This is a genomic window from Bacteroides sp. A1C1 (assembly GCF_004328515.1).
Taxonomy (GTDB): Bacteria; Bacteroidota; Bacteroidia; order Bacteroidales; family Bacteroidaceae; genus Bacteroides; species Bacteroides uniformis.
The window spans coordinates 1,513,178-1,540,055 of the sequence record NZ_CP036491.1; the positions used below are offsets into that span (position 1 = coordinate 1,513,178).

16 protein-coding genes and 1 pseudogene are annotated in these 26,878 nt (G+C 45.7%); 2 read left to right on the forward strand and 15 right to left on the reverse strand.

Going from position 1 to position 26,878, the window contains the following annotated elements:
- Positions 1–51: 51 nt before the first annotated feature.
- From EYA81_RS06330 to EYA81_RS06355, 6 genes are all read right to left on the reverse strand, one after another.
- Positions 52–1,512 (reverse strand): PD40 domain-containing protein, encoded by a 1,461-nt coding sequence (locus tag EYA81_RS06330; RefSeq protein WP_005834841.1) that lies wholly within the window; start codon positions 1,510–1,512, stop codon positions 52–54.
- Between the two features lie 10 nt (positions 1,513–1,522).
- Positions 1,523–3,289: a DUF6057 family protein gene (locus EYA81_RS06335; protein ID WP_117601309.1), complete on the reverse strand. Its 1,767-nt coding sequence runs from the start codon at positions 3,287–3,289 to the stop codon at positions 1,523–1,525.
- 50 nt (positions 3,290–3,339) lie between these two features.
- A complete protein-coding gene (locus EYA81_RS06340) occupies positions 3,340–4,800 on the reverse strand; it encodes a PD40 domain-containing protein (RefSeq protein WP_165491359.1) in 1,461 nt (486 codons plus the stop codon).
- Positions 4,801–4,825: 25 nt separating this feature from the next.
- The gene (locus EYA81_RS06345) at positions 4,826–6,277 is read right to left on the reverse strand and encodes a DUF6057 family protein (RefSeq protein ID WP_131225526.1); all 1,452 of its coding nucleotides are present in this window, start codon (positions 6,275–6,277) and stop codon (positions 4,826–4,828) included.
- Positions 6,249–6,863, reverse strand: coding sequence for a DUF4369 domain-containing protein (locus EYA81_RS06350; RefSeq protein ID WP_005824998.1), 615 nt, complete (start codon positions 6,861–6,863; stop codon positions 6,249–6,251). The genes EYA81_RS06345 and EYA81_RS06350 overlap by 29 nt, the downstream gene beginning before the upstream one ends.
- A gap of 79 nt (positions 6,864–6,942) precedes the next feature.
- Complete coding sequence (locus EYA81_RS06355) at positions 6,943–8,070, reverse strand: Rid family hydrolase (RefSeq protein WP_131225527.1); 1,128 nt, start codon at positions 8,068–8,070, stop codon at positions 6,943–6,945.
- 133 nt (positions 8,071–8,203) lie between these two features.
- Here EYA81_RS06355 and EYA81_RS06360 point away from each other — a divergent pair.
- Positions 8,204–8,317, forward strand: a pseudogene (locus EYA81_RS06360) (AAA family ATPase); the annotation flags it as partial.
- A gap of 49 nt (positions 8,318–8,366) precedes the next feature.
- Here the strand turns inward: EYA81_RS06360 and EYA81_RS06365 are convergent.
- On the reverse strand, positions 8,367–8,657 hold the full coding sequence (locus EYA81_RS06365; RefSeq protein WP_226791241.1) for a DUF3874 domain-containing protein: 291 nt from the start codon (positions 8,655–8,657) through the stop codon (positions 8,367–8,369).
- 274 nt (positions 8,658–8,931) lie between these two features.
- Between EYA81_RS06365 and EYA81_RS06370 the strand changes: the two genes are divergently transcribed.
- Positions 8,932–9,573 carry an HU family DNA-binding protein gene (locus EYA81_RS06370; RefSeq protein WP_117601313.1) on the forward strand — a complete coding sequence of 214 codons (642 nt, stop codon included), beginning with the start codon at positions 8,932–8,934 and terminating at the stop codon, positions 9,571–9,573.
- 775 nt (positions 9,574–10,348) lie between these two features.
- Here the strand turns inward: EYA81_RS06370 and EYA81_RS06380 are convergent.
- From EYA81_RS06380 to EYA81_RS06415, 8 genes are all read right to left on the reverse strand, one after another.
- The gene (locus tag EYA81_RS06380) at positions 10,349–11,185 is read right to left on the reverse strand and encodes a hypothetical protein (RefSeq protein ID WP_117601331.1); all 837 of its coding nucleotides are present in this window, start codon (positions 11,183–11,185) and stop codon (positions 10,349–10,351) included.
- 26 nt (positions 11,186–11,211) lie between these two features.
- Positions 11,212–12,981, reverse strand: a complete 1,770-nt coding sequence (locus EYA81_RS06385; RefSeq protein WP_117601332.1) for a RagB/SusD family nutrient uptake outer membrane protein — start codon at positions 12,979–12,981, stop codon at positions 11,212–11,214.
- Positions 12,982–12,993: 12 nt separating this feature from the next.
- Positions 12,994–16,242: a TonB-dependent receptor gene (locus tag EYA81_RS06390; protein ID WP_117601314.1), complete on the reverse strand. Its 3,249-nt coding sequence runs from the start codon at positions 16,240–16,242 to the stop codon at positions 12,994–12,996.
- A 403-nt stretch (positions 16,243–16,645) separates the two neighbouring features.
- Complete coding sequence (locus EYA81_RS06395; protein WP_117601315.1) at positions 16,646–18,343, reverse strand: glycosyl hydrolase; 1,698 nt, start codon at positions 18,341–18,343, stop codon at positions 16,646–16,648.
- A gap of 22 nt (positions 18,344–18,365) precedes the next feature.
- Entirely contained in the window at positions 18,366–20,348 is a 1,983-nt protein-coding gene (locus EYA81_RS06400) for an IPT/TIG domain-containing protein (protein WP_131225528.1), read from the reverse strand.
- A 21-nt stretch (positions 20,349–20,369) separates the two neighbouring features.
- Complete coding sequence (locus EYA81_RS06405; RefSeq protein ID WP_165491360.1) at positions 20,370–21,671, reverse strand: glycan-binding surface protein; 1,302 nt, start codon at positions 21,669–21,671, stop codon at positions 20,370–20,372.
- A 16-nt stretch (positions 21,672–21,687) separates the two neighbouring features.
- Positions 21,688–23,409, reverse strand: a complete 1,722-nt coding sequence (locus tag EYA81_RS06410; RefSeq protein ID WP_117601318.1) for a RagB/SusD family nutrient uptake outer membrane protein — start codon at positions 23,407–23,409, stop codon at positions 21,688–21,690.
- 20 nt (positions 23,410–23,429) lie between these two features.
- Positions 23,430–26,696: a TonB-dependent receptor gene (locus EYA81_RS06415; RefSeq protein ID WP_117601319.1), complete on the reverse strand. Its 3,267-nt coding sequence runs from the start codon at positions 26,694–26,696 to the stop codon at positions 23,430–23,432.
- Positions 26,697–26,878 lie beyond the last annotated feature (182 nt).

Consider the following 26,878-nt stretch of genomic DNA (forward strand, 5'->3'; position numbering starts at 1 on the left):
GATACAATTTTATCCCTTTACTGTATTAAAAAGCAGAATATAAAAAACGTATCATCTAACTTTCACCGGAACGCGCTTCCGCGAGACAATTCCCCGTTCCACTTTCCGGCGTTCCAGCTTCACCGGTTCGCTTGTAAAATCGGGAACATTGTACGAGTAGACCAGACGGTCGTAATACTCCCAAGGATTTTCCTGAGGAAGCAGGAAAGGCTTGCCCACCACCCCATTCTCATCCATACTTGCCAGATACAGACGGGTATAAAGCCCATCTCCCCTGCGGCTACTGAACACAAACCATCGGGAGTTACTGCTCCAGTTATGGAAACTTTCCGTATCATCGCTGTTCACCTCCTTTATGGGACGCATACCGCCATCCTTCAAATCCAACAGCCATAAATCGGCTTCTTTATGCCAAATTGAGAAATTCCCGTAATCCGACAAAGTAAACATGATATACTCGCCATCGTACGAGGGCCTCGGGAAGGAGATGCTTTTCTTCATAGCTGCCGCATTGACCAGCGTATCTATCTTTTCGCCAAATGTCCCGTCTTCCGGATTGAAATCTATACTACACAAGCTATAACGTATTTCCTTATATTCCGCCGGTATCGGCTTGGCCTCCGCAGTACAGAAATACAGTTTGCGTCCGTCCGGTGAAAATACTGGAAAGGTTTCGAAGACTTCCTTCTTCTGAAGCAAGGGAGAGAGCAGTAATTCATGTGTCTCGGGATGATAGACCAGTACATCCGATTCCAAGTCGAGCACTTCCACACGCTCATCCTTCACCGCATGGAAAGACTGGCGCGTATTGTTGACAGAATAGGCAATATATTTGCCGTTTGGATGCCAATAAGGGTACACCCCCGCAGAGAGAGTGGAATCCGTTTTCGTATCCAGCATTTCGCGCTTCCCGTCTATCTGCATCAAGGTCCCTCCGTTCTTTCCACGGATATGCAGGCTCAGATGGTCCGGATTTGTTTTGTTGAAAGCATGACAATTCAGGCACATGCCCGGCACCATGGTATTCTCCAGCAAGGGACGCTCCTCGAACGAAGCAAGGTCACGCTCATAAATGCCCATCTTGCTATAAACTTCATATCCGGGAGCCAGCTTGCGGTATACCACCCCATAATCTATAGGATACGGACTGACATACATGGGAAAAGAGCGGTACTGTTTCCACTCGCCGTCTTTCCGGATACATACCGTAAACAGAAGGCTATCACCCTTGTTCTCCTCCAAAAGCTCTTGCCATGCATCTTGCGGAAATGATACTATTTTATCATTTACGTGCATCTCTCCGGACTTTCCTCCGGTCACGGTCACATCCACACGTTCGTACGCTCCACCAATACAATTGAAATTCATAGGAGCAATGGTTGCAGGAATAGTCACACCGATATAGTCGGGATAGATATCCGGCCATTCATCCACCCTTTCCGGGGAAGTCACCGGATTGCCGCAAGCGGCAAACCACCATGCAGCCATTATGCAAACAGCTATATTCTTCATCTTTTTCATTTTACTTTCTTAGTAGCAAATAATTCCAGTATGTACTGCCGAAACGCGCCTCCAACATCTGCCGGGCATTCTGCTGCGAGGTATATATCCGCGCAAATTCCGTTACATCCCGCACCACTTGGGGCGAAATGCTCCACGGCATACCCTGGAAGTTCTTGTGCGTCTGTGTCCATACATATATCAACGCCTCTTGATAGCTGCGGGGAATATGGTCGTAGCCGGCATGCTTACCCAGCGGATAGTACTTCATGAAACGTTCCAAATCACGTTGCTGCAGGACATAGGCCAGCATATACTCAAATGCCATCCGGTTCCGGTGGTTGTGCTGGTAAAGCAGCCCCAGCATGATGTCCGTTTCCTGGCTGCTGAACAAGAAGTCTTCCGTATAGCGTATCTGCCTCAACCAACCCCACTCCTTGTGGGCATTGATTTTTTCCTCATTATACAGATAGGTCATGGCATCCTCCGCCCAATCCTTATAGAAGATTGTCTTCCTCAACAAACGCAGGTACTTGGCTGCCACTTCGTATTGCCCGTTTATCAGGTTCGTCTCTGCCAGACGCTTGAAGCAACGGCCACTCTTGTTGAAGTTAGGTATGGCCTCCATCGCCTCAAAAGTGAAACGTTGTGCCGTATTGACCATCCCCAAATGATAATACGCCTCACTGGTGGGCAACGGCGAAGTAAAGTCACGCTGAAACTCCGGTAGCAGCCCTTCCGTCCCGTTCTGGTAAAACTCGAACATGCGGTCGCCCATCTGTCCCATCTTTCCCAAAGCAAGATTCAGGCAGGTCACGCCGAAAGGTGAAACCGGCGACTTCTCTTCTGCCTTTTCTATAACCTCCTGCCATTGTTTATTACGTACCAGCTGGTCATACTCCATCGCTTCCTCTTTATCCATATCGCAACCGGCTGCCACGTAGTAATAACCGAACAATGTTACCGCCACCACTTGCAGAACTCCATAAAATACCGGCTTCTTCTTCAAAGCGGGCAAAGCGGCCAGCAGGAAAGGGAGGACAACCAGCAATACGGCAAGCCCTATCTCTATCCAGGGAATCACTGCCGGGAAACGGTAATATCCTATACCGCCCATCAGACGGTAAATAGGAAATTGTACCCACATGCTTGCCAATAGCGGACAGCCGATACCCCACAATCCTACCCCCCAGAACACTCCGACACCACCCCAGAAATTCTTACCTTTAAGATTCAACAAGAACTCGCGTACAATCACCCAGCCCATAAAGATAAAGTGTGCCGCACCCGCTGTCCAGTAAAGTAGCGGAAGGACTATCAGAATGTACGCCACACGCAGCCACTTCCCCTTTAAATCCGCATACCAGCAGGATGCAGACAATGCTAACAGCAGAGCCACCACCAATGACAGCATCGCATTTTCATCACCCATGAAGTGCCACAAGACAATGATAGGCAGAAAACTCAGCGGATAATACACATCAGCCGCACCCTGCTCCTTCGCCAGTTTCCAAACCAACCGTTGCAACAACACGTACAAAAAAGCCAGAATACAAGCTCCCGCCCACACGTGATAATAGAACTGCGTCAGATACTCAGCGATATAATCGGCCAACCCACCGGGAACCGCTATCCGTTTCCACCAGTAGTCGGCATCGAACAAAAAAAGCTGGAACTGCTCCTGATAGGAAATATGGGCCGGATATACGTTTCCCCAAAAGAGAAGCACCGCTACGCCGAAAAGTATCGACAGCCCTATCTTCCAAGTCTTTTTCAGAAATAAGAACATTTACTATTTACAATTTATTATTTACAATCTGTTACTCTCTGTATGTCTTGTCATTTGAATTCCTCAGCCTTCAGTTGCCGGTTTATCCGCTTGATGGAAGAAGCATCAAAAGGAACGGGAGTGGCCGACAAATCGGGGATATTGTAGGATTTCAATGTCAAATCGTCTTTTTCAGGGTCGGACTGGGGTAGCACAAAAGGCTTATGCGCCTTTCCTTCGGCATCCAGATAGGCAAAATAAACCCGCCCGTACTGCCCGTCACCCCGCTTGCTGGCAAAGGCAAACCAACGGCTACCTGACGACCAACTGTGATAAGTGTCCGAACGGTTGGAGTTGACCATTGGCAGGGAATCGATGGCACCCGTCTGCAAATCCATCAGCTGCAATTCCGTCTCCCGGTGCCAAATGGGGAATGTTCCATAATCAGCAACGGTATAGAGCAGGTAGCGGCCGTCCGGTGAAGCTTTCGGATGACACACGGAGCCTTTCTCCAGCCGGGCATTCCAAAGGGTATCCACGCGGTCGCCCCAGGTGCCGTGATTGGCATCGAACGCAATGCGGCAAAGCGAATAGCGTAATTGCTGTACGCTGTCCGGCAATGGAACAGCTGGAGCCGAGCAGTAATATATCCATTTCCCGTCGGCAGAGAAAGTGGGAAAAGTTTCTAATACGGTGGAATCCGCCGTAAGCGGAGACACAATCATCCGGTTTCCGTCAAAATCGGCGACAGCCAAATCGGAGACGGTATCGTAAACTTCCAGACGGCGGTTACTTTCCGTATGGAACATGGGAATAATCACATTAGACGAGAACACACCATACCGCCCGTCAGGATGGAAATCCCCGTAGACAGCCGCAGATATCATCTGTCCATTCTTCAAGGCAAGCTTACGGAGCTTGCCGTCACGGTTCAGGATAGTCCCCCCTCCCTCGCCCCGAAGATGGAACATCGAAAGGTTGCCACTATTTCCTCCGTGCACATGACAGTTCATGCATTTGCCGTCTGTCTGACTGTTATCCGCCAAAATACGCTCTTCAAAATTCTCAATGCACCGTTCACGTATCTGCAAGGCATTCCATACTTCATAACCGGGTTCTATCAGACGGTAACTGACATAGGCGTCAAGCTTGTCCGCCACCACCTGCCATGCAAAAGAAGGATAGCGTAGCCAGCGACCGCTGGTACGGGCAGTAACAGTCACTTCCAAAGTATGCCCCTTCTCCGCTTCCAACAATGCACGCCAGGCTTTCAAGGGAAACACCGCCTTGTTCCCACGCGCGTTTATCTGCAAGCTGTCCGATGCTCCCTTTACACTCACGCACACCGCATCCACCCCTTCATTTCGCACAAGGAAATTCAAAGGAGCCACATTGCAGGGAATGGTTACATCCTGATATTCAGGATAGAGCTCCAATAACCGGTCTGCAGGCTGTACAGACTCCGGACAGGGACTACAAGCATATAGGCAGCAGCACAGCAACAGCTCCACAACAACCTGTATATATTTCATATCTCTATTCATCGCTCATCATAAATCACTTCTCCTTTTTCATCGTAGCATAGTGGAAATAAAACCAATATGTTTTTCCGTATTTGGCTTGCAAAGAGGCACCATTACCACCATTCGCCTCGTACAGTCGGGTATAATCGCCAAACTCATCCAATACCTGAGGCGGAATATTCCACTTCCTCACTTCATCCAGTGGAGACTTGTTGCCCGCAAGATAGACAAGCAGTCCCTCGGCATATAGTCTGGAAGGTATCCGATGGGCAGCAAACTCTTGATAATCCCGGGCGAAAGCACCAATATCCTTATTCAGCAAATCAAAGCAGAGAAGGTAATCGCATGCCAACACATTATCAGGATTGTTACGCAACAAATGACGAAGTGAAAGCGGAATGTTGGCAGAAGAACGTAAAGTATCCGTTGCAGGCAACAACAACCGCTTCCGTTCCAGCCATTGGCAAACTTCGGCCGTCTGTTTTCCGGGAATACGCCGTTCTGCCCAATCACGGTAACACATTGTCTTTTGCAGGAGACGAAGATATTTCATGGCCGCCGCCTCATCACCGTTCACCAGGTTGATTTCCGCCAAACGCTTGACAGCTCTTGCCCCAGTGTGGTGCGGAGAAAAAATCATTCCCAAAATGGCGGCATGTTCAGCCATCGTCATATCTCCCAACGCAAACCAGACTTCATTGGCTGCATAAATAGTAAGGTAGGTAGAATGGGGAGCCACGGGCAGAAACAGCCCTTGCGAAGCCGGTTGATAACCATCCATCAGCCAGTCGGGAAGCCGGTTCTGCTGTGCATTCAGCAAATTATAATAATAGGCAGTGAACGGAGAACGGTATTCACCCTCTGCCAACAGTTTCCGTACTTTTTCCGAACGGCCGAAATACATTTCCGAATCCAACGCCAAAAGATATTCCCGCCCTAAATCGGGCATATTGTACCATCGTGACGACCAATCGCCACAGCCAAACAGCCAATAGCCGGACAATACCGCCAATATGCTTACCGGTAAGCCCGACTTCCACGAACGTCGCATGCAGCTACGGCACAACAACAAAATACCTCCGATACCGGTTAAAGCGATTGTGCCGGAAAGCGGATAACTCAATCCGCATTGCCTTCCTGCCTCCCAAGCCACCGCCAACACCGTAGGAATCCACGCCCAACGTCCCATGTACGGAGCCAACAAACGAAACACCACCACTCCCCAAAGCAACAGCACGACAGCCATTATGGTCGGGCCACCCCCTTCGTAATAAAAGAATTGAGTGAGGAAATCTCCTGACAGACGTGCCAGAGCCGCCGGATGCCGCAGATACCCGGTCAATGGTTCGGTGGCAAGCAAAAAGAGCTGTGTCTGCTCCCGATGGAACAGATGATAGGGCAATATCCGGAAGAAAAAAAGAAACAACGCCAAAGCACCGATTCCTGCCGCTCCCCATTCAATGTATTTCCTTCTGCAAGCTTTCATCCAACAGTTTTTGTTGTTCTTCCGTCAAGGAGCCACGCACCATCTTCCGCATGAATGTCCCCAACGTATTGTTTCCCTGCTCTTTCAAAAACAGAAAGTTCGTTTCCTGCTCCTGCATCCTCAGACTGTCACGTATCCGTATCAGATGCAGTGAATCTTTTCCGGTGGCATTCCGTAGTCCCGTCCGGATGAAATGGTAAGCCTCTTGCTTCTTTTCCCTCCCCTCTTTCCATTTCTGAAGGGCATCATTTTGCGGAGTGCCCGTTACCGAACCGACAGAGTCGGCCTTCACATGTATGGTTCCCGGCTCCGTCACCACCAGCAGTTCCTGGATGTAGATACGCAGCAGATGGCGCAGACGCAACACCCTCATCTCCTCCCCTTGTCCGGAAAAAGAAAAAGAGGCATTGGTTATCTTTACAGAATCCACCCGCCCCGGTGCATTCTCCATCGGCACGAGGTATATCCATTCCCCGTCGTATTTCACCGACGGCAACGTTCCTTCAATCACATAATTCTGTCCGGAATTTCCACAACTTGCCCAAAGAAGGCAACTGATACAAAAAAGCAAGATACGTGTTTTCATCCTTATACATTAGAATTTCAACAAAGGTAGGCGTTTACCAACTGTCAGCCTAATATTCAATTAACCAAAGATAATATTTTTAATCAGAGATTTTCTTCATCGCCATACACTCCATTTCCACCAGCCACCCCGGGCGACAGACAGGAGCCAGCGTAATCACTCTCGGCGTATCGGGAAAGCATTCATCAAACATCTCCTTTACTACGGTATAATCCGCCATATCACGCAGATAGACAATGATATGCCCCACATCTCCAAAGCCACAATCGGCCTCCTTCAATAAAGCCTCCACATTCTCCCACATCCGTTCTGTCTGACGGCGTACATCTCCGGCATACATCACTTCCCCACGGTTGTTGATACTCGCTGTACCGGAAATGAGTACTTGCCGGCGGTCGTCGTAATCCACCGCCGTTCCCCGTTCGAAACTGACTCCATACTCATAAGTGGGGTTCAGATGTGTGCGGGCATAGAGATATTTGATTTGTCCGGGCTTTAATCCCGCTACGGCAAAAGCGTCAAGCATCACCAATACTTTCGGGTCGGCATGACGCCCACCGATACCGGTACTGGCAATATAGTGCGTGTTCTCCGTCAGGTTCTGAGTGACAAACATCTCATTGCGCGCCTTGACCACACCGGCATAATTGCAATCCACATTCTGCACAAATATCCAGGTACGCAGGCAATTGTCGGCCAAGGTACACCCTTCTTCCATCAGTTGCATAGCATAGTCGTTGAGCAAAAGACGCATCTGGTATTCCGAATTGGCGGCACGGTTGAAGCTGCCTCCCATCCAGAGCTGGCGATAAGCACCGTGTTTCACTTCATACAGTCCGTTTGGCAGCACTCGTGTCTGCACATCGGTCTGCAGATATGCCCACAAAGCAATCTTGGTACCATCCAGTGGCGATTGTTCCACCACGGACAGCGCGCAATCGGAGCTTTCCGCCGTAGCGGCAAGCAACAGTTCCGCCTGGTTGGCGGCATCACTCAAGAAATATCTTTTAAAAACCGCCACGGCTCCGGGCAATTCTTTTTTCAGTAAAGCGGCATACGCATCCAGCACGGCATTCATCTGCTCACGGTAGGTCTGTTTCGGGTCGGTGGCATGTATCATCACATGGTATTCCGTCACTCCGCCGGTTACAACAAATGCAGCCACTTCCGCCCTGCCTGAAGGATAAGAGTATGATGTGTATTTCATATCATTAACGAGAGATTGTTTCAATCGCAAAGATAAGTTTTTTATCCGACAAGGAGTAGTGAAAATCGCAACTTTCGCTTGTTTTGTTCTTATAAAAAAGTTACTTTTATAGAAAAGTATAAAATATACAGTTATTAGGAGCGAAAATATTTATCACATCGGCATCCAGGACTTTGAGAAGCTGCGCAAAGGCGGTTATTTCTATGTGGACAAGACCGCCTTAGTATATAAGTATTCACATTATTTCCCTATCATTCAGCCCTTTCTGGTGAAACTTCTTTTTCCTTCTCACCACCTCATATACATTGCCGTAGACGTTTCAGTCCCGCCTGCAGCTGCACTGAACCGAACTGCATGGGATTGCTGCCACGCATCAGGGCGGGATGCGCCTTTTGCAGCTCGTCGAAGATATCGGCAGCAGTCAGGTCAAGACTCTTCTTTGCCGAAACGGAGCACGGAACAAGTTGCAGACCGCTTCCTCGGCAAGACTGACACGATAAAAAGCCTCGTTGTGCGCTTACAGCTTTCGCGCTCCGGCGGCGCTTTTCTTCCCGTTCCTCCCGGTTTCGGTATTTCTTTTTGTGCATGTTTCAGCCTTTCGGAAAAGGCTATCAGTTGTCCCGCTTTCTTCAAAAATCATTCCTGCCGACAAACATACTTATTTATGCTGCAGAGCCCTTTATTTTCAGTACTTTTACACGATTCTTTATAAGTGAACGACCCGAGTTATCCAATCGGCTGACCCAGGTCGTTCAATCGAACAGCCAGAGTTGTTCGTTCGGCCGACCGGGGTCGTTCACTTATAGAAAGACACTTCCGAGGGAAGAAGCAAATACGTTGAACGCACTAAAACCTATTGATATGGCAATACTATATGACTGGTACGAGAATCCGGGCACCAATGAGGAAGACCCGGAAGAAAGAGGCCTCCATCCTCGCCCGTTGCTCAACGGGAAAATAACCATGCGGCAGCTCTACAACCGCGTACATGCCCGCAGCTCGCTCACGGTGGGCGACGTAATGAACGCGATAGACTGTCTGACGCAAATCTGCGGCGAAGAACTGCGCGACGGGCACGAGGTGCACATCGAAGGGCTGGGCTACTTCGCCCCCACCCTGGAAGCCACACAGAAAGTGACCCGCAGCACCCCGAACAAGCACCTGAAACTCCGGCTGAAGAGCATCAGCTTCCGTCCCGACGTCAGGCTGAAACAAGCGATGACGGGAGTCAGTGCCATCCGCAGCAAATACACCCGCCACTCCCTGAAGCTTTCGGAAGTGGAGATAGACATGAAGCTGAAAGAATACTTTGCCGACCACGACGTGCTGATTCGCAGTGACTTCCAAGCGCTGTGCGGCATGGCACGCACCACCGCAAACGTCCACCTGAAACGGTTGCAGCAAGAAGGCAAGCTGAAGAATGTAGGGAAACCCACGCAACCCATCTATCGGGCCATGCCGGGATACTACGGTGTGTCGCGCGATGCAAAAACGGGGCGATGAGGGTGGAAAGCAGTTTCACCGAAAAAGCCGATGAACAGGAGGATAGGAGAAGGAGGTGAAGGGATAAAAAGGAACATTCTGCGCCCGGAAATCAAGGGTAATGCAAAAAGAAATGTGAATTGTATGCAGAAAGGCAATAGAGAAAGAATGCGAAAAGGCGAATCTCACGACCCGCCTTTTCCTGATTTAACCATTAAACAATTGTACTATTCGGTTAATGCATTTACAATTATCCGATGTTACGGACGACTAATGAGGTCGGAGGTAACGACAACTGCTTTGAATTTAATAGCTTATTTATAAGATCTAATTATTTTAAAGTGCTCCTTTAGAAAACACAGTGGAGAAGAATGACGTAGGAACTGTGAAAGCCCTACCTGCAGAAAGCGGTTGTCTAACATTTCCATACTCCCAATAAATATAATTTCCATTGGTAGCACTCAAAGATTTTATAGTATATGTGCCTGGATTAATGTAAAAGTAGTACCAAGTGTTTGAACTATGCTTTGAGTATAAGGAAGATCTCCTATATAAACCAAATTGAGATATCCTCTTGACGCTCTGAAAGTACTTCCTACGACAAACGTTCCCCAATTAGACTATGTCGTATAATCTCTAATGCAATCACACGATAAATTCCACGAGCCAAGAAATAACAATATGGAGAATCCTAGTTCACACGCTGTCAAAACATATTGTTTACCACTTTGTTTTTTATGTGATTATTACTTGAGGAATACGGGCGGATATTACCCGCCCGCACATCCAATATTGACTATTTTCTCTTGAAATTCCAGAACCATGCGGTACCACCTCCAGAAGTCACCCCTGGCTCAGGTGCGCAAAGCCGAAGTTCATCCTCTGTGATTTTCAAGATGTGATATACATACTGACGTGCATTTCCTTGATTAGGTTGTACGCCCAACAAAGGAATAGTACCAGAAAATTCAATTGTACCTACATCCCATCCAGATTGTACCATATCTTCTGAAACTTTTACAGAGCCACTTTCACCACGGCTTGTCTGGACACCTGACAGACTAAGCGAGAACCAACCATTCAATCCGTCATCAGGTAGTCCCGCACCTATAGCCTGCCCATCAATTTCTCCACTACGGACAACCCACCAACCGGGACCTGTGTTTGACAGAAATCCACCATTACCCCAGCAGCCGTCTTCGGCTTCTGTATTCCAAGTCCAAGTTGTTGTGCCATAACCACCATCCGGAGTTGTACCAAAGATATCAGCATAAATAGCAGGAAGATCCGTGTACTCCGTTACTGCTATTGATTTGGAAGCCGATTTTGTAATGGAGCCGTCCGAATTAATGGCTGTTATATACACTTGCAATTCTTTATTAGGAGGAGCTACTTGAACCGACGGAGCCGTACCTTCTGCCAACTTGGTATCAGACGTAGCATCATAAACCTTCACATAACGTGACGGAGTAGGAACAATCCGAATGTTGTTGTTTCCCTGATTCTTGGCTACAAGTTCAAAAGTAAGATTTTCCGGTGTGACATTAGGATCCGGACTGATTTCATCCACTATCGGATCACAAGCCACCAGCAGCATTGCAAACAAAGGCATTGCGAATAATATCTTTTTCATATCTTTTTTCATTTTAAATTCATATTCTATTCTTGCCAACCATTATACTCAGCACTTGCATCCGTATAACCCGCATTTTGTTCTACCTTTCCTTCATTCAAGAGGACTTGGTTTTCGGGAATCTTCTGGAAACCTGCCGTAGCCTTATAACGTGCGGCATAACCACCGTTCTGCGCCACATTACGGCTTTCAACCCCATTTGTATAAACTTTTGCTCCCGTCTGTCTTTCAAGGGCATCGGCAGCAATATGCCAACGGCGAATATCGTTCCAGCGAGTACCTTCAAAACAGAGTTCCCAACGGCGTTCATTCTGCAATGCAGCCAACGAATATGTATCAATAGGTTCAAGTCCGGCACGACTACGCACTCTGTTTATACCGCTAACATCTTCCTTCAATTCAGACTGCATCAACAATACATCCGCAAAACGAATCAAAACCAAATCATGAATAGAACCGGTTTGCATCAGATTATCATTAATCCAGCCGTCGGCACCATACATTATCTTCTCAAATACCGGTTCAATCGTTTTATTTCCAGCCTCACCCGTATTATAAGCCATAATAGAACCTATTTTCATCTGATAATAATCTGTTTCTTGGATAAAGCCGTCACCACCACCTTTATTATAACTCGGCATATCCTCCGTCTTGAATACGGAGGCCGGACGACGGGCATCATTGTGTTCTGCCGCACTCCAATCATTATAAAGATTGGGAGCTACAGGACCGGCCCCCCATCCTTGTCCAAAGGGGAAAGAATTGGCCTGATCATTGCCACGTACACCAAAATGCAGAGCATAACCGTTACCATAACCGATAGTAGTGCTCCAAGATGCAAGTTTATTATATTTAATGGCAAACATGGATTCGGGATTTACCGCTGCATCATCTTCTACCCATTTCAGCCCCTGACCGGCAGTAAACGGAAAATCTTCTACCGTACATCTATTGGTATATGCCCACAAATTACGAAACTCAGGAACAAGACTATAACCGGAATTATTCACACAATCATCAATATATCCAATCACATCCTGCTTGGTCAAAGTTGTCCCATCAGGCAAATCAACTGAAGTCAACGGACTATAGTTCGTACTAACCAAATCGTTCAGAGTTTCACCATTGCCATACATGCCGGTATAATACAACCAAGCACGTCCTAACATAGCTTCAGCCGTATATTTATCAACATGCCCATCCGATTTACGAACAGCCGGCATATTTGCAGCCGCATCGCGAAGATCCTGCAGAATCTGCCCCCAGATAACAGCGGCAGTCGGAGGAGTAGTATCTTCGGGCAACAAAGCAGTAATCACCAAAGGTACACGGCCATACATAGAAGCCAACTCGTAGTAATAAAAAGCACGAAGAAACTTGGCTTCGCCCTCAGCCTGCGCTCTTACTTCCGGATCCATTTCAATACCGGCAAGAGCCTCCAACAACGTATTGGCACGGTTGATTCCTTGATAGCGAGCCACCCAGTAATCCTGCGTAGCATTTGTACCCGTATTACAAAGAAGGTCTAAAGATTGCATCAACTTGTCATTGGGACCACCACCACCCAACATATCATCGCAAGCCAGCAGGGAATTATACAAGAAAGACTGCTGCGGAAAAGCATTGACATTATTCAGGTTCTGATATATGGCAGCTAAAGCCTGATTGGCATCTTCAGCCGTTTTAGGAAAATTGGTCGTATCTTTTTCCGTCAGACTCATCGAGTCCAGACTACAAGAAGTAAACGTTCCTGCCATCATCAAAGCTGCCCCTATTAAATATGCTATTTTTTTCATCATGTATCAATTTTAGAATTTAACATTAACACCTACCATATAAGTACGAGGTTGAGGATAGTTACCTACATCAACACCGGTTACCCACGGTTCTTTGTCATTGAGAGCTCTACCATTCTCCGGATCCATCCCTTTATAACCGGTAAAAGTAAATAGATTCTGTGCAGCAGCATACACACGAAGTTGCTGGAACGGACAGTTCTTCCAAATTCTCTTGAAATCGTATCCTATTGTCAGATTTTGAATGCGAACATAGTCGGCATCATCAATATAAATATCTGAAATGGCCTGGAAATTCTGTCCACTATTTCCCGGCGCAAGCAGCGGATATCTGTTTGAGGTTCCTTCTCCGTGCCAGTAATCGTAAACTTCTGTCGTATAGTTTTCATACTGTCCGTCTGAGAACTTTCTCCAAGAACGAGCCACTTGTGCACCAAAAGCGCCATAGGTTGTTACAGAGAAATCAAATCCTTTATATTCCGCACTTAACGTAAGCCCCATTGTCACGTCAGGATGAGGATTACCCAAATCAGTCTTATCATCATCATTAATCACCCCATTTCCATCAACATCCACAAACTTCAAATCGCCCGGTTTAATACTTGCACCTTGCTTAGAGTTTGCCGCATTGCCTTTACAATTCTGGTCAAGATATGCCTGCAAGTCATTCTGGTTCTGAATGACACCGTCCGTCTTATAACCATAAAAATAGCCAATAGGATGTCCTTCTTCCATACGGACAAACCGACCCGTACTCTGAGCCAACAAATCATTACCGCCTTCAATAAAATGATTGGCGTTATTAACCTCCGTCACTTCATTCTTATTATAGGCCATATTGACATTCACTCCATACTTGAACTCCTTACCAATCTGATCTCTCCAGCCCATTGAAAGTTCAAGACCAGTATTCTTTACCGTACCGGCATTTTGATATTGAGAAGAGAAACCGGAAGCCGCATTGGTACCCACTTCCACTAACAAATCTTTCGTCTGCTTGTTATACCAGTCCATGGTAAAACTCAGACGGTTATCCAAGAAACGGGCATCAATACCGATATTGGTCTGTTCTGAAGTTTCCCATGTCAAATCGGGGTTAGCCAGACGATTCGGGTAAGCTCCGGTTGTACCTCCATTCTTATCTGAGCCAAATGTATAAAGGCCATAATCGCCAAACTCGTAACCGGCACGCCAATTTGAATTAGGGATATTGTCATTACCATTCTGTCCCCAACCAGCACGGATTTTCAAGAAACCAAGCCAAGAAGCAGTATTCTTCATAAAAGCCTCGTTTGAAATAACCCAACCAGCAGAGAATGATGGGAAATATCCCCATTGATTGCCTTTCGCAAACTTAGACGAACCATCGGCACGAATGATAGCAGAAAACATATAAGTTTCCTTAAAGTCATAATTCAGACGTCCAAAATAAGACATCTTAGAACCATAATCCGAGGGATAACCATCTACTGTAGCAGTAGCTTTACGTTCTGTATTATGTAAATAAGCATGCGTAAAGTCGCCAAAAGCACTATTATAACCGGTTGCCTCTACTGACTCGCCATAAGTTGGTCTTGATTTAGAATACTCTGTACCAACCAAAACATCAAAATGATGTAAGTCTGTAATATCAAACCGATAACTCAACGTATTAGTCAAACTCCAGTTCCAACCCAAAGACACGTTATTTATCGTTTGGTCTTTATCACGGCTATCCCCCTGATTATTAATGCGGTAAACAGGAAGATATGAGCGCCATGAACTTGACCATTGTTTGTAACTAACCTGACCTTTATAAATAAGATTCTTAAGTGGTTGTACTTCCAGATATGCCGCTGTGTTCAGATTAAAATTCTTATTCTTATTATTCCCAGCCTGATTATATACCATGTGAGCCATCGGATTAGAAGCATATGCAGTATAATCAAGTATACCATTAGCACTCGTTCCAAAATTCTTCAAATCATCATACATGAAGAAATCACCATTCTCATTATATACAGGAATCAGAGGAATAGCACGCAAAGCATTAGAAAGGTCATTCGAATATTGATTACCTAACTGCACACCTTGATTCTGTTTGTGCTGATAATATATATTCTCACCAAACTTTATCACATCCATATCTCCCTTACGGTATATCACATGCTCAGAATTAATGCGGAAAGTAAAACGACGATAGTCAGTCTTCACTGGACCACCGAATGCACCATCCTGATACTGATAGCCTATACCTGTCGAAAACTTGGAGAATTCAGAACCACCTGTTACATTCAACGCATGATTAGTAACCACAGCATTTTTATTCCGGAATTCTTTTACCCAATCTGTACCTGGATTGGTACCATTCTGATAAGCAGTCAGCAAATCAGCATCTACGAATTTTGACCAATCATACGGTTGGCCTCCATTATTATAGGCTACTTGATCCATTACCGCCATATATTCTTTGGCATTCAGCATATCAGGCATCTTATATACATTTGCCCAGCCTACGTTTCCATCATAAGATACAGAAACCTTTCCTACCTTACCCTGCTTCGTAGTAACAAGGATAACACCGTTGGCACCGCTCGAACCGTAAATTGCACAAGATGCAGCATCTTTCAACACATCAATACGTTCAATATCGGCAGGATTCAAGGCGTTAATATCGCCACCGGCTACACCATCAATGACGTAAACTGGAGCTGTATTTCCGTTAGTACCAGCACCACGAATATTAATTTTAAATCCATCGCCTGGCTGACCGGAAACGGCCTGAATATTTACACCCGGAGACTGGCTTTGCAAAGCGCCCAATGCCTGCGTGGTATTTAATTTTGCGATGTCTTCACCTTTTACCTCAACCGTAGCACCTGTCACCAGTTTCTTCTTCTGAATACCATAACCTACTACGACTACTTCATCCAGCAATTCCGTATCTTCTTTCAGCTGAATTTTGAAATTAGTCTGGTTGCCTACTACGATTTCTTGCGGCTGATAACCGATAAAAGACACAACAATCGTTGCTCCCGGCTGAACATTCAATGTGAAATTACCGTCAATATCAGTAATAACACCATTTGTGGTGCCTTTTTCCAATACATTAGCACCGATAACCGGTCCCATTGCATCTGTTACAGTACCTGTGATTTTTTTTGCTTGCTGCACAGCATCTATTGCATCGACCGATGCGGCGAAAAGTTGCGGAGTATAAGTCAGGCTGACAGCCGAACAGATACCTACGAGCAGCGCGGTTCTTCTGAAATTTAAATTCATACTTATATTTTTCTTAGATTAATGAATTGGTATTGCCTGGCGGCATCTACCGTTTAATATAAGGTTAAACTTCTCTTTTTGAGGAAAAATTAAATATACCTTATTTATAAAGTGGTTGGTATACATATTACTCCTTTCCCATAAGCATTTTTCATTTCATTAACGGTTAAACATTATATGATTATTATCAAATTTCAATCAGGCTTGACAAAAGTAGACTTTTGACAACAAACTTTATAATACTATCTTATCAAATAACGACACTCATTTAACATCCATTACTATTTCCCCTAAAAGTATAAAGCATGAATTCCACAACAGACAACTAAAAGCTATAAAAAACAGAAAGGGTTGCCCCGATACTAACCAGAGACACCCCTTTCCATTTTATTATTAAAAATTGCTATTCCATAGAAGGAAGCTCATCACGAGAAACGACAAATTCCTGGTTCATAGCATCCTTCCACCATGCTTCATCAGCATGGACTACCGGACTGCCGTCCTCATTTGTTCCGTCATACCACGGCATGAACCAACTCCAACGCGCACCAGATGCCCATTGTTCGGAAATAAGTCCGACCGTACCACATTCACTCAGCGAAACAATCTTATTTCCATAATTTCCGGCAATGGAAGTATATTCTGAAACACAATCCGCAGTTTCCTTATTATAAATATCACGTCCCACGATGTCTACATATTGGTCTCCCGGATACCAATCAGCATCATTGCCCTCGGTAGTCCATACCCAGATAAGATTATCCAGTCCTTCTGCCTTGAAGTAGTTGAACATAGCAATCCACAGAGATTTAAAGCTGACAGCATCCTTACCCCACCAAAACCAGCCACCGGCTGCCTCATGGAACGGACGCCACAATATCGGAATATCCGCATCTCTCAACAGTTTCAAATAAGCGGCAGTATTTTTCAAATCTTCGGTAAATACCTTGTTTTCCCAAGTGCCTTCCACCGTGGCATTGGCAGCGTCAAACTCCGTATCTGCCTTATAGAAGGCATAATCCTTGTTCGGGTCAAGAGCTGTACCGTTACTTTCAAGATAAACAGCAACTGCTGTATAATCATGTCCGCCAATGATGAGACCACCTTCTTGCAGGGATTTCAAAATATCCTCGGTAATCAACAATGTATAGTCCCCGGATATGTCAAAATAATCAGTTCCTGAAGCAATCTCGCTCCAACCACTGTTTTTGAACGAACCTTGCGCCCCCTCTGCCACATCTTTCACAGCCACGCGTATCACCTGACCCACTTGCGCATCAGCAAAGACAGCTTTTGCAGCATCATCCGTCATCTGTACATTTCCACTCCAATCACCCGGCATTACCGTCTCTCCTTTCCATATTTGGGTAGAAGAAGCTTCGCCTACAACTTTCTTGGGTACATTCCAATGCCACATGGCAGCTACGATGCCACCTTTGTCAGACCAATCCTTAACAGGAGTAATGTCACCGTAATTAATCCAGTCTGCTCCAGCTACAGATGCCGGCAGATGAACATAGTCGAAACAGTTGATAGCCGGATATTTTCCAGTCCATCCGTACACCTTTTCGGACATTTCCGTATTCCAGGCAACATCGGCCATCATGGCAGAAAGTGTCTTCGTCTCGAAGTTATCCAATAGATAATTGTACAGTTTCACAGCTTTAGCCGAAGTAGCGGCAACCAGTGTCTTGTCCAAAGCGACAGTAGAAAACTGAACCGATACAGCCGGAGCAGGCATTTGGTTCGGTCCTGTTACTATTCCCTCGGGAATAGAAAGAGAACAAGCCGTCTCTCGCTTGGGAACATTCACTTTTACAGTCAGTATATTGCTTGCGCCAAGCACATCGGCACTTATCAGTTCACCACCGGTAAACTGGATTTCGCTCAGATTGTCCGTTGCAAAGAATATATTCTTGTCATATTTCACCTCAATGGTGATTTCTCCCGTTTTCACTTTGGCAGCTCCACTCTCAGGAGTAGTAGACACCAATACCGGTGCATCCACTGCAGGGATATCATGATCGACATCAGTATCGCAGGAGGCAAAAATAAAGACCATTGCCAGGATGAGCATCCATCTTATATTTAAAGTTTTCATAAGCTAACAATATTTCTATTTTTTATTTTACTTCAATTGTAATTTTCTTTACAATCAAATATCCCCCTTGGAAAATAAGACCACCACTTTCCTGCAATGCTTTTAAATCATTTGCACCAAGTGAATAAGAATATTTGGTTGCTCCCGCCTCAATATTTACAGCATCTCCACCTGCAACCTTCTTAAAATCTGGCAATGTAGTCCAACCGTCACCTTGCCCCAATTTAAGTTGCCACCAAGTGCTCGATGTATCTTCTTCAAAATAGAAATTTAAAGTTTGTCCTACGACAACCGTATTCCAATCATATCCTCCCCATGCAAGGTCTTGACACCCATTTGCCCAGTTCCCTAGTACAACGAAACCTTCCCAAATGGTCGCTTCTGGAGCCAACACCTCCATCGTTACATCAGATGTAAATTCTTTACCCTCATAATTAACCATTCTAATAGCCGTCACACCAGTTGCCGCTGTTTTGGGAACCGTCATTTCGACCTCAGTTTCCGTACGTTTACCAAACGCCGTCACTTTAACTTCACCTATATAGAATGCTTCTACGGTATTCAAATTTTTACCCGTAATTACAAATTCACGACCTTGAACAACAGCACTCGGATTAATTGTAGCAATAGCAGGATCAGTGGCAGGAGTGATATTCAATGTCAGAGTAGTCTTAACCTCCATTCCATTCTTTAGAATCAAAGTTGGAGCACATGTTTCCGCAACGCCCGGCACTGTTATGCCTAACAGTTCATCGCTTATATGATTATACTTCGCAAGCATTGCTGTCGGTGAATCCTCACCTGCAAAAACAATAGCTGAAACTAAATCCAAATCTGTACCAGCAATTATCAATGTATCACCAGCCGTCAAAGCAGCCGGAGTAAATACAGCAATGGTAGGCTTCAATGTTTTATAGGCAATAGTCACACTTTCTCCATTGAACAAATTTAAAGCAATATCTCCATCTTGAGCCAATTCAGGAACAGTAAGTGTTATCTGAGTAGCAGACGCTCCCTGTTTTAGTTCAACAGCCTCAGAAACATTCGGGAATGTTGCACTGACAATCAAATCTAAATCTTTACCTGTAATCGTAATATCAGTACCATTCTTTACTATTTCGGGAACAGCAGACAAGTCCGTAGGAACTACTGTAGCAATTTTACCTGCCGCAACTTCAGCCCCAGAGTAACATACCAACGTCACAGCTCCGCTCTTAGCCGTAGCCGGAACAACAACAGTCAATGTTTTAGCATCCTCAGAAACAGTAATTTCTGAAACTTCTACATCTCCAAATTTCACAGAAGAAACCCAATTTAAGTTTTCCCCTTCAATCACCAATGAACTACCAGCCTTGATTGTCCCAGTACTACTTTTTGTATAGGTAGGAAGTGCAACAGTCAACGTTTCCTCACTATATATCCAATTAGGGATTTCAGCTCCGTCCGAAATAATAATCTGCCCCGTTTTAGCTTCAACCGGTACTTTCACTTTTATTTCCTTACGTTCTTGGCTTTCGAATTCGGTCACAATAACGTTATCCGCGAAAATAATTTCTTTAATGAGATTCAAATATTCGCCGGTAATTGTAATAACCTCACCAGGATTCACTTCTAGAGGAGAAACAGATGCCAAATCAATCGGCTCCGTAAATGTCAACTCTGTTTTTGTTGTAATATCCCCCTTCGGAGTCTTCAAGACAACCAACCCCGGCTGGGCTGTCTGGGGTACAGTGACACGGATTTCCGTATCACTGACCACTTCGATGTCTGTTATATCGTCGCAACCGGGAATAGCAACGGCAGTCACCTTATCCATGCCACTGCCCAGGAAACGGAGTACACCGCCGCGAGCTACGGGACTCGGTCCGAATACATTCAGATTGATTCCCCCTTTATATTGGTTGGTATCTTCATCATCCCCATTGTCGCAGGCCGTAAACGTCAAGCAACTGAAGAGCATCAGGCACATCATCCACAGTGCCGGAAATTTATATGTTTTATTCATATCAGTATTCTATTTAAAAGGTTATTCAATAGGTACCACACGGATGTTGTCAATCATAATCACCGGATTGCAATCCTTACCTTCCACACCACCTGCCCAGACAAAGAATGTCAATCCGGTCAGCATAGTCTTGTCAAAAGCCCTATCACACTTATTGCCTTCATGCGTCTTGTTGAACTCGGACAGATTCATGGAAACGGTTGTCCATTTACCGCCCGTATCATAGGAACCCGTATTCTTCCAGGGCAACCATAAACCTCGCGGCACATTCGTATCACTAAAGTAAGCATTGTTTCCGGTCGCATACGTCACCACATCATTACCAGTAAACATTACTTGCAGAGCACAAGACTGCCACGGATTGGAAGAAGGAATATTCACCTCAAATTTCAGTTGCAAACCATTGACACCATACTCCTCGAGCAGTTCTGCAAACTCAGGACGTGCAGAAAGTTCGGGATAACCGGCAGACGGTTCCGGCCAGTAATTGAATGAAAAATGTTCTTCATCCCAAGTAGCACCGATTCCCCCTTTAAGTTCCCCGGCAAAACGAATATATGCACCATCAATACTATTTTCATCGGCTTCTTTCAATACCGCACTACCATCACGCCAACCATGAGCAATAGCCATACCGCCATGAGAGCCATCCCAGTCAAAGAGTATGTTGCGGGTATCATGATAGCGGAATTTGGAACGTCCGGTACCGTAAATAGACTTCACGTTGATATAGCCTGCAGGAGCATTGTCCGGAAGAATAAAACTGACCGCAGTCTTGGTTATGTTCGTAATATTAGTCACTTCCACATTACCGGCCATCGTAATGGTCAGTGGCACATTCGGGTCATCAATGAAATAGTCACCAATCAGTGTCACCTCACTACCCGGCTTTGCAAACTCACAAGAAATGGAGTTCACGGTAGGAGCCGGAACCAACACCTTGAAGTCATAATCTATGGTATCTTTTGCTCTGGTCACCATATAAATCTTATCGGTCACTACCGAAGGAATCTCTTTCGGAACATCTACCATAAGTGTATGGTCAGTGATGTAACTTGTATTAAGTATCGCCTTCTGGTCATTGAAATAGAGCTCGTAAACACTCCGCAGATTCTCACCGACCAGACAAATCGTATTCGCCATATAGGCCCCCGTCAGCAAAGAATCTGCCGCAGCCGGATCAGGGACACGAACATACTTCAAAATAGGCTTTCCGCCTGCCACCTCATATTTATCCGGCTCATCCTCACAAGCTGCCATGGAAAAGCTTGCTGCGACAACAACTGCCGCGAAGAACCAATTCGTATATCTATTATTTTTCATCTTTTCAAGCATTAAATTAATAACTGAATTCAGAACGCACATCTACGTGTACCGGGTCTTTCATCAAATTAGGATTGAACACCACGTCTTCTGTCGGGAACGGCAATGTAAAACTGGAAACTGTTACATTCGGTGCCTTTGCATCCGGGTTGTAACGAGTTTCATCCGGATTTACCGTCCAACTACCATTCTCATAATAAGCTTTGTAGGTAGTGCCCAGATTATAATAAACATCACGGCGCTGCGCCTTCAGCTCATTGATAGCACGCTGGGAATCATAATATGCCAAACGTACATAATCATACCAACGGTCACCTTCGCAAGCCAGTTCCAGCCGACGTTCCTTCCAGACGTCCTCCCAAGTAATGGAGGTTTTCGGAGTAACTCCCGGAATGGCACGGCCACGTACTGCATTGAAAGCATCCAATGCACTCTGGTCTGTAGTAGAGGTAGCCAGTCCCATTTTTGCCTCGGCATATACCAGATAGATATCGGACAGGCGCAGGATATGGGTTGCCAGGCCGCTGTACATATTACCAGCCGATACGCCCAAGCCCAATAGATGGTCATTATTGTTACCATAAAGATGCTTCACATGATTGGCACCGGTAGGAGACTGATAATCGCCATTAGGGCCACCCTTGCCATATTCGGCATCATAGATAAACCGCAGATAATCGAATCCGCCCTTGTCCTGCCAGAAATAACTGTATACATCACCTGCCATCATCATGGTAGCCTTACGACGGGTATCCGTATCCGAACGAGTCTCAGGGCTTTCCAAAGCGGAAATTCCAAATGCATCCTGCAAATCAACCGACGGACCGGCATAACCGCCCCAGCAGTCACCAAATTCATCGAATCCCACCATTGCCAAGTCCGACTGCAATGTATTCTGCTGTGTCCAAGGGTCACGTCCTGCTGACCAATGCCAAGAGAAGAGGCACTCTTCATTCTTGTTGTTAGCCAAACGGAAAACATCGGAATAGTTGGCCAGCAGATTACGACCGGAATTATTAATTACATCCTTGGAATATTCTGCCGCTTTTGCCAAATCATCCGCATTGCGGGTACCGGAAAGACCACTCTTGGTCAGATACACCTTAGCCAAAAGACCTTCGGCACAATAACGGTCAATACGTCCCGTTTCGCCTCTGGCCGGAAGCAATTCCATAGCTTTCTCCAGAGTCATAATGATATACTCGTACACATCGGCTGTCTCCACCTTGAATTTGGAGTTATAATTACCGGAATTCAATTCAGCCGTATTATCATGGATAATGGGTACTGCCCCAAAACTACGTACCAAATAGAAGTAAGCCATGGCTTTCCATGCCAGACACTCGCCCATACACTGATTTTTCACAGCTTCTGACGCATTTGCCGTCTTCAAACGAGTATATACGGTATTGGCATGACCGATAACTGCCCACAAAGAATAGGACATATTCACAAGGTTCTCATCCGTACCATTCACCGTAAAATTCAGGTAAGGGCTGTTTCCCTCGTATACATTTCCGGACAAGATTTCACCGACTTTAATAAAACCGCGCTGAAAGTCATACCAAGGTGAGTTATAAAGGTAATTGACTCCTTGCACACATTGCTCGTCATTCTGGTAAAAATTCGATTCGTTATAATTATCTTCAGTAGGACGGTCCAGGAAATCTTCGCATGAAACTGTTCCCATACCGAGTACAGCTGCAAACGCCCAATATTTAATATATCTGATTTTCATGTTTTCTTCAAATTAAAGTGTTAGAATGAAACGTTCAAGCCGAATGAATAAACTGTAGGAGACGGATAACGTCCGTTGTCCAGACCATATACATTGACGCTTGAAGTACTGGCACCAATTTCAGGGTCATAGCCATCATAACCGGTAATGGTCAGCAGGTTCTGAATATTGGCATAGATACGCAAGTTGCTCAGCCCCAGCTTGTCAATCGTCTTTTTCGGGAAAGTATATCCCAAAGAGATATTCTTCAGACGGATATAGGAACCATCTTCAATATAACGGTCACTGATACGGTCGTTGTCATTCGGGTCATTGATAGTGGCGCGTGGAATGGAAGCTCCCGGGTTTGCCACCATGACGTTAGACACATCATTATACCACATGGTTCCATCTTCGTAGACCTTGTTCGGATTGATAGGAACAAGCTGTGCACGTCCGTTTACAGCATTCAACTGGTTGGTCCATGGAGAGTTCATATGCGTCAGCTTCATGGAAAGGTAGTTGTACACCTTGTTGCCATAGGAACCGTTGATGAAAACGGACAAGTCGAAGTTCTTGTAACGGAAAGTATTGGTCCAGCCAAAAGTAAACTTAGGCATCGGAGAACCGATATTGGTCTTGTCATAGTCGTCAATAACGCCATCGGGCACACCGTCAGGACCACTGATATCCTTATATTTCACATCACCCACCCATACGGTATTGGTACGGTCAAATACACCGTTTGCCGGGTACTTGGCAGGTTTCGGAGAAGTCTGAAGGTCCTCCAGGTCCTTGTAAACACCATCACAGACAAATCCATAGAAGTTATAAAGTGATTCGCCTACACTGGACACACTGACTACATCGGTCCACTGTCCGTAACCTACAATCTGGGCATTGGCTGTACCTGCCAATCCTTTCAGTTTGTTCTTGTTGAAAGAAATCTGGAAATCGGAGTCCCATTCAAACTTACCCGTAATGGGATGCGTGTTCAGAGAGATTTCAAAACCGGTATTCTCTATGTCACCATAATTACCTTTCGGAGCAGCCAATGCAGAAGAACCATTGCCGGAAGTACCCATATAAGAAGGTAATTGCAACGGCATCAACATATCACTGGAAGTTTTCTTATACCACTCTACCGTCAGGTTGATACGGTCGTGCAGGAATCCCAAATCCACCCCGACGTTCCATTGCTCCTGAGACTCCCATTTGATGGAAGTGTTCGGTATATTGGAGGGGCGATACCCCATACCCAGACCAGAAGGCATACGATTCATGGATGTACCCCAGGCATAACCACCGATGTTGGCATTACCTGTTTGTCCCCATCCCAAACGCAGCTTACCGTTGCTGATTACCTTCTTCAACGGTTCAAAGAACGTTTCATTGGAAAAGCGCCAGGAAGCAGCCAACGAATGGAAGCCTGCCCAACGGTTTTCAGGGCCGAAGTTTGAAGAACCGTCATAACGATAGGTATAAGTACCCAGATAACGGTCGGCATAGTTATAAGTCAGACGTGTAAAGAAAGATGCCATGGACGAACTTCCAAAACCTGCGTTGATAGTCGGTGTTCCCGTACCCAAGGCCGGATTGTGCACTTCATCCGAAGGCAGACCGCTATTGAACACACTCGTGAAGTCATAGCTGGACTCCCAGCACTCCTGACCCACCATGGCCGTATAATGATGCTTGTCGCCTATGTTTCCGGAATAGGTCACATAGTTCTTCAATTGCCAGAATGTACTGCTGTTCTTCTGGATACTGCTTTCATTGCTGGAACGTACCCATCCACCCAAATCAACCATCGGCTTGTAGCGTTCACCTTTGCTGGAACTGATGTCATAACCCAGTTCGGCATGCCATACCAGATTTTTAATCGGAGTGACCTCAAAGAAAATATTACCTGTCAGTTTCTGACGGTCCAGCAGGATGTCATCCATCATGGCAAGGGCAATCGGGTTAGGATTCGTATAGCCTTCGCGAACAACGGTGGCATAGCTGCCATCCAGATTATAGATAGGTATATCAGGAAGAGTGGTCAACGAGTAGTTAATCAAACCTTCATCACTGTCTGCCAGTTTCAGGTCATCACCCGTTGCTGTATAGGTGGCAGTCAAACCGAGTTTCAACCACTTCTTCAGTTGGGCATCCAAGTTGGCACGGAAGCTGTAACGGTTAAAGTTTGAACCGATGATGGTACCGTCCTGATCCATATAGGAAGCTGATACGTAGTATTGTATCTTCTCTGTACCACCTTGTGCCGAAATCTGGTGCTGATGCTGCAAAGCAGTCTGGAAGATGGCGTCCTGCCAGTTTGTACCTACTCCCAGCAGAGAAGGATCGGCATAATAATTACTAGGGTCAGAGATTTCACCCATGTTTGCCAAATCATTATAATAAGTGGCATACTCACGCAGATTCATCATATCCAGACGCTTTGTCTGGCGTTGAACGGCAAACATACCGTCATAAGTAAACTTAGCCTCACCCGCCTTACCACGTTTGGTCGTAATCAAAACCACACCATTGGAACCTTGCGCACCGTAAATGGCGGTTGCCGAAGCATCTTTCAGAATTTCCATACTGACGATATCAGCAGGGTTGATGGTGGAAAGCGGAGAAATGGTGGAAACCGAGCCATTACCCAATGCATCGCCCAAACCATAAGATGAACCGCTTTGTCCCTGACTCTGTACAATCACACCGTCAATTACATACAACGGCTCGGCATTGGCATTGATAGTGGCCTGACCACGTACACGGATAGAAGAGGAAGAGCCCGGAGCACCGGAAGTGCTGACAGCCGTCACACCCGCAGCACGTCCTTGCAATGACTGGTCAAGGTTGGTAATAATAGAGCCCTTAATCTTGTCTTCACTCATGGAAACGGAAGCACCGGAAAGGTCGCTTTTCTTCATCGTACCGTAACCTACCACAACAACTTCATCCAACATTTCAGAGTCTTCCTTCAACGTGATGTTCACCGTTGTCTGGTCCGTTATCTTTATTTCCTGGCTGACATAGCCTATAAAGGAAACCACGATGGTAGCTCCCGGTTTCACATTCAAGGCAAAATTACCGTCAATGTCGGTAATTACACCATTCGTAGTGCCCTTTTCCAATACATTGGCACCAATGATAGGGCCCATCGCATCGCTGACGACACCCGTAATTTTCTTTGTTTGCTGCACTGCCTCAACGGTATCCACCGATGATACTGCGAAAAGCTGAGGGGTATAACCCAGGCTGAACACCGAACATATACCCGCAAGCAGCGCTGTCTTTCTAAAATTTAAATTCATACTGCATTTCTTAGATTTAAAACAAACACAAAACCTCCCAAAAGAAGATTTTTTTAGTTAACAAAATGAGAGTAAGTCAAGAAACCGTGACATGCAATCAAGGCGTTGACACTTAAAATTACTTCCAAACAATTCATGTTTTCACAGCATCATTCTTCTTTTCTTCCATAAGCACAATTCTT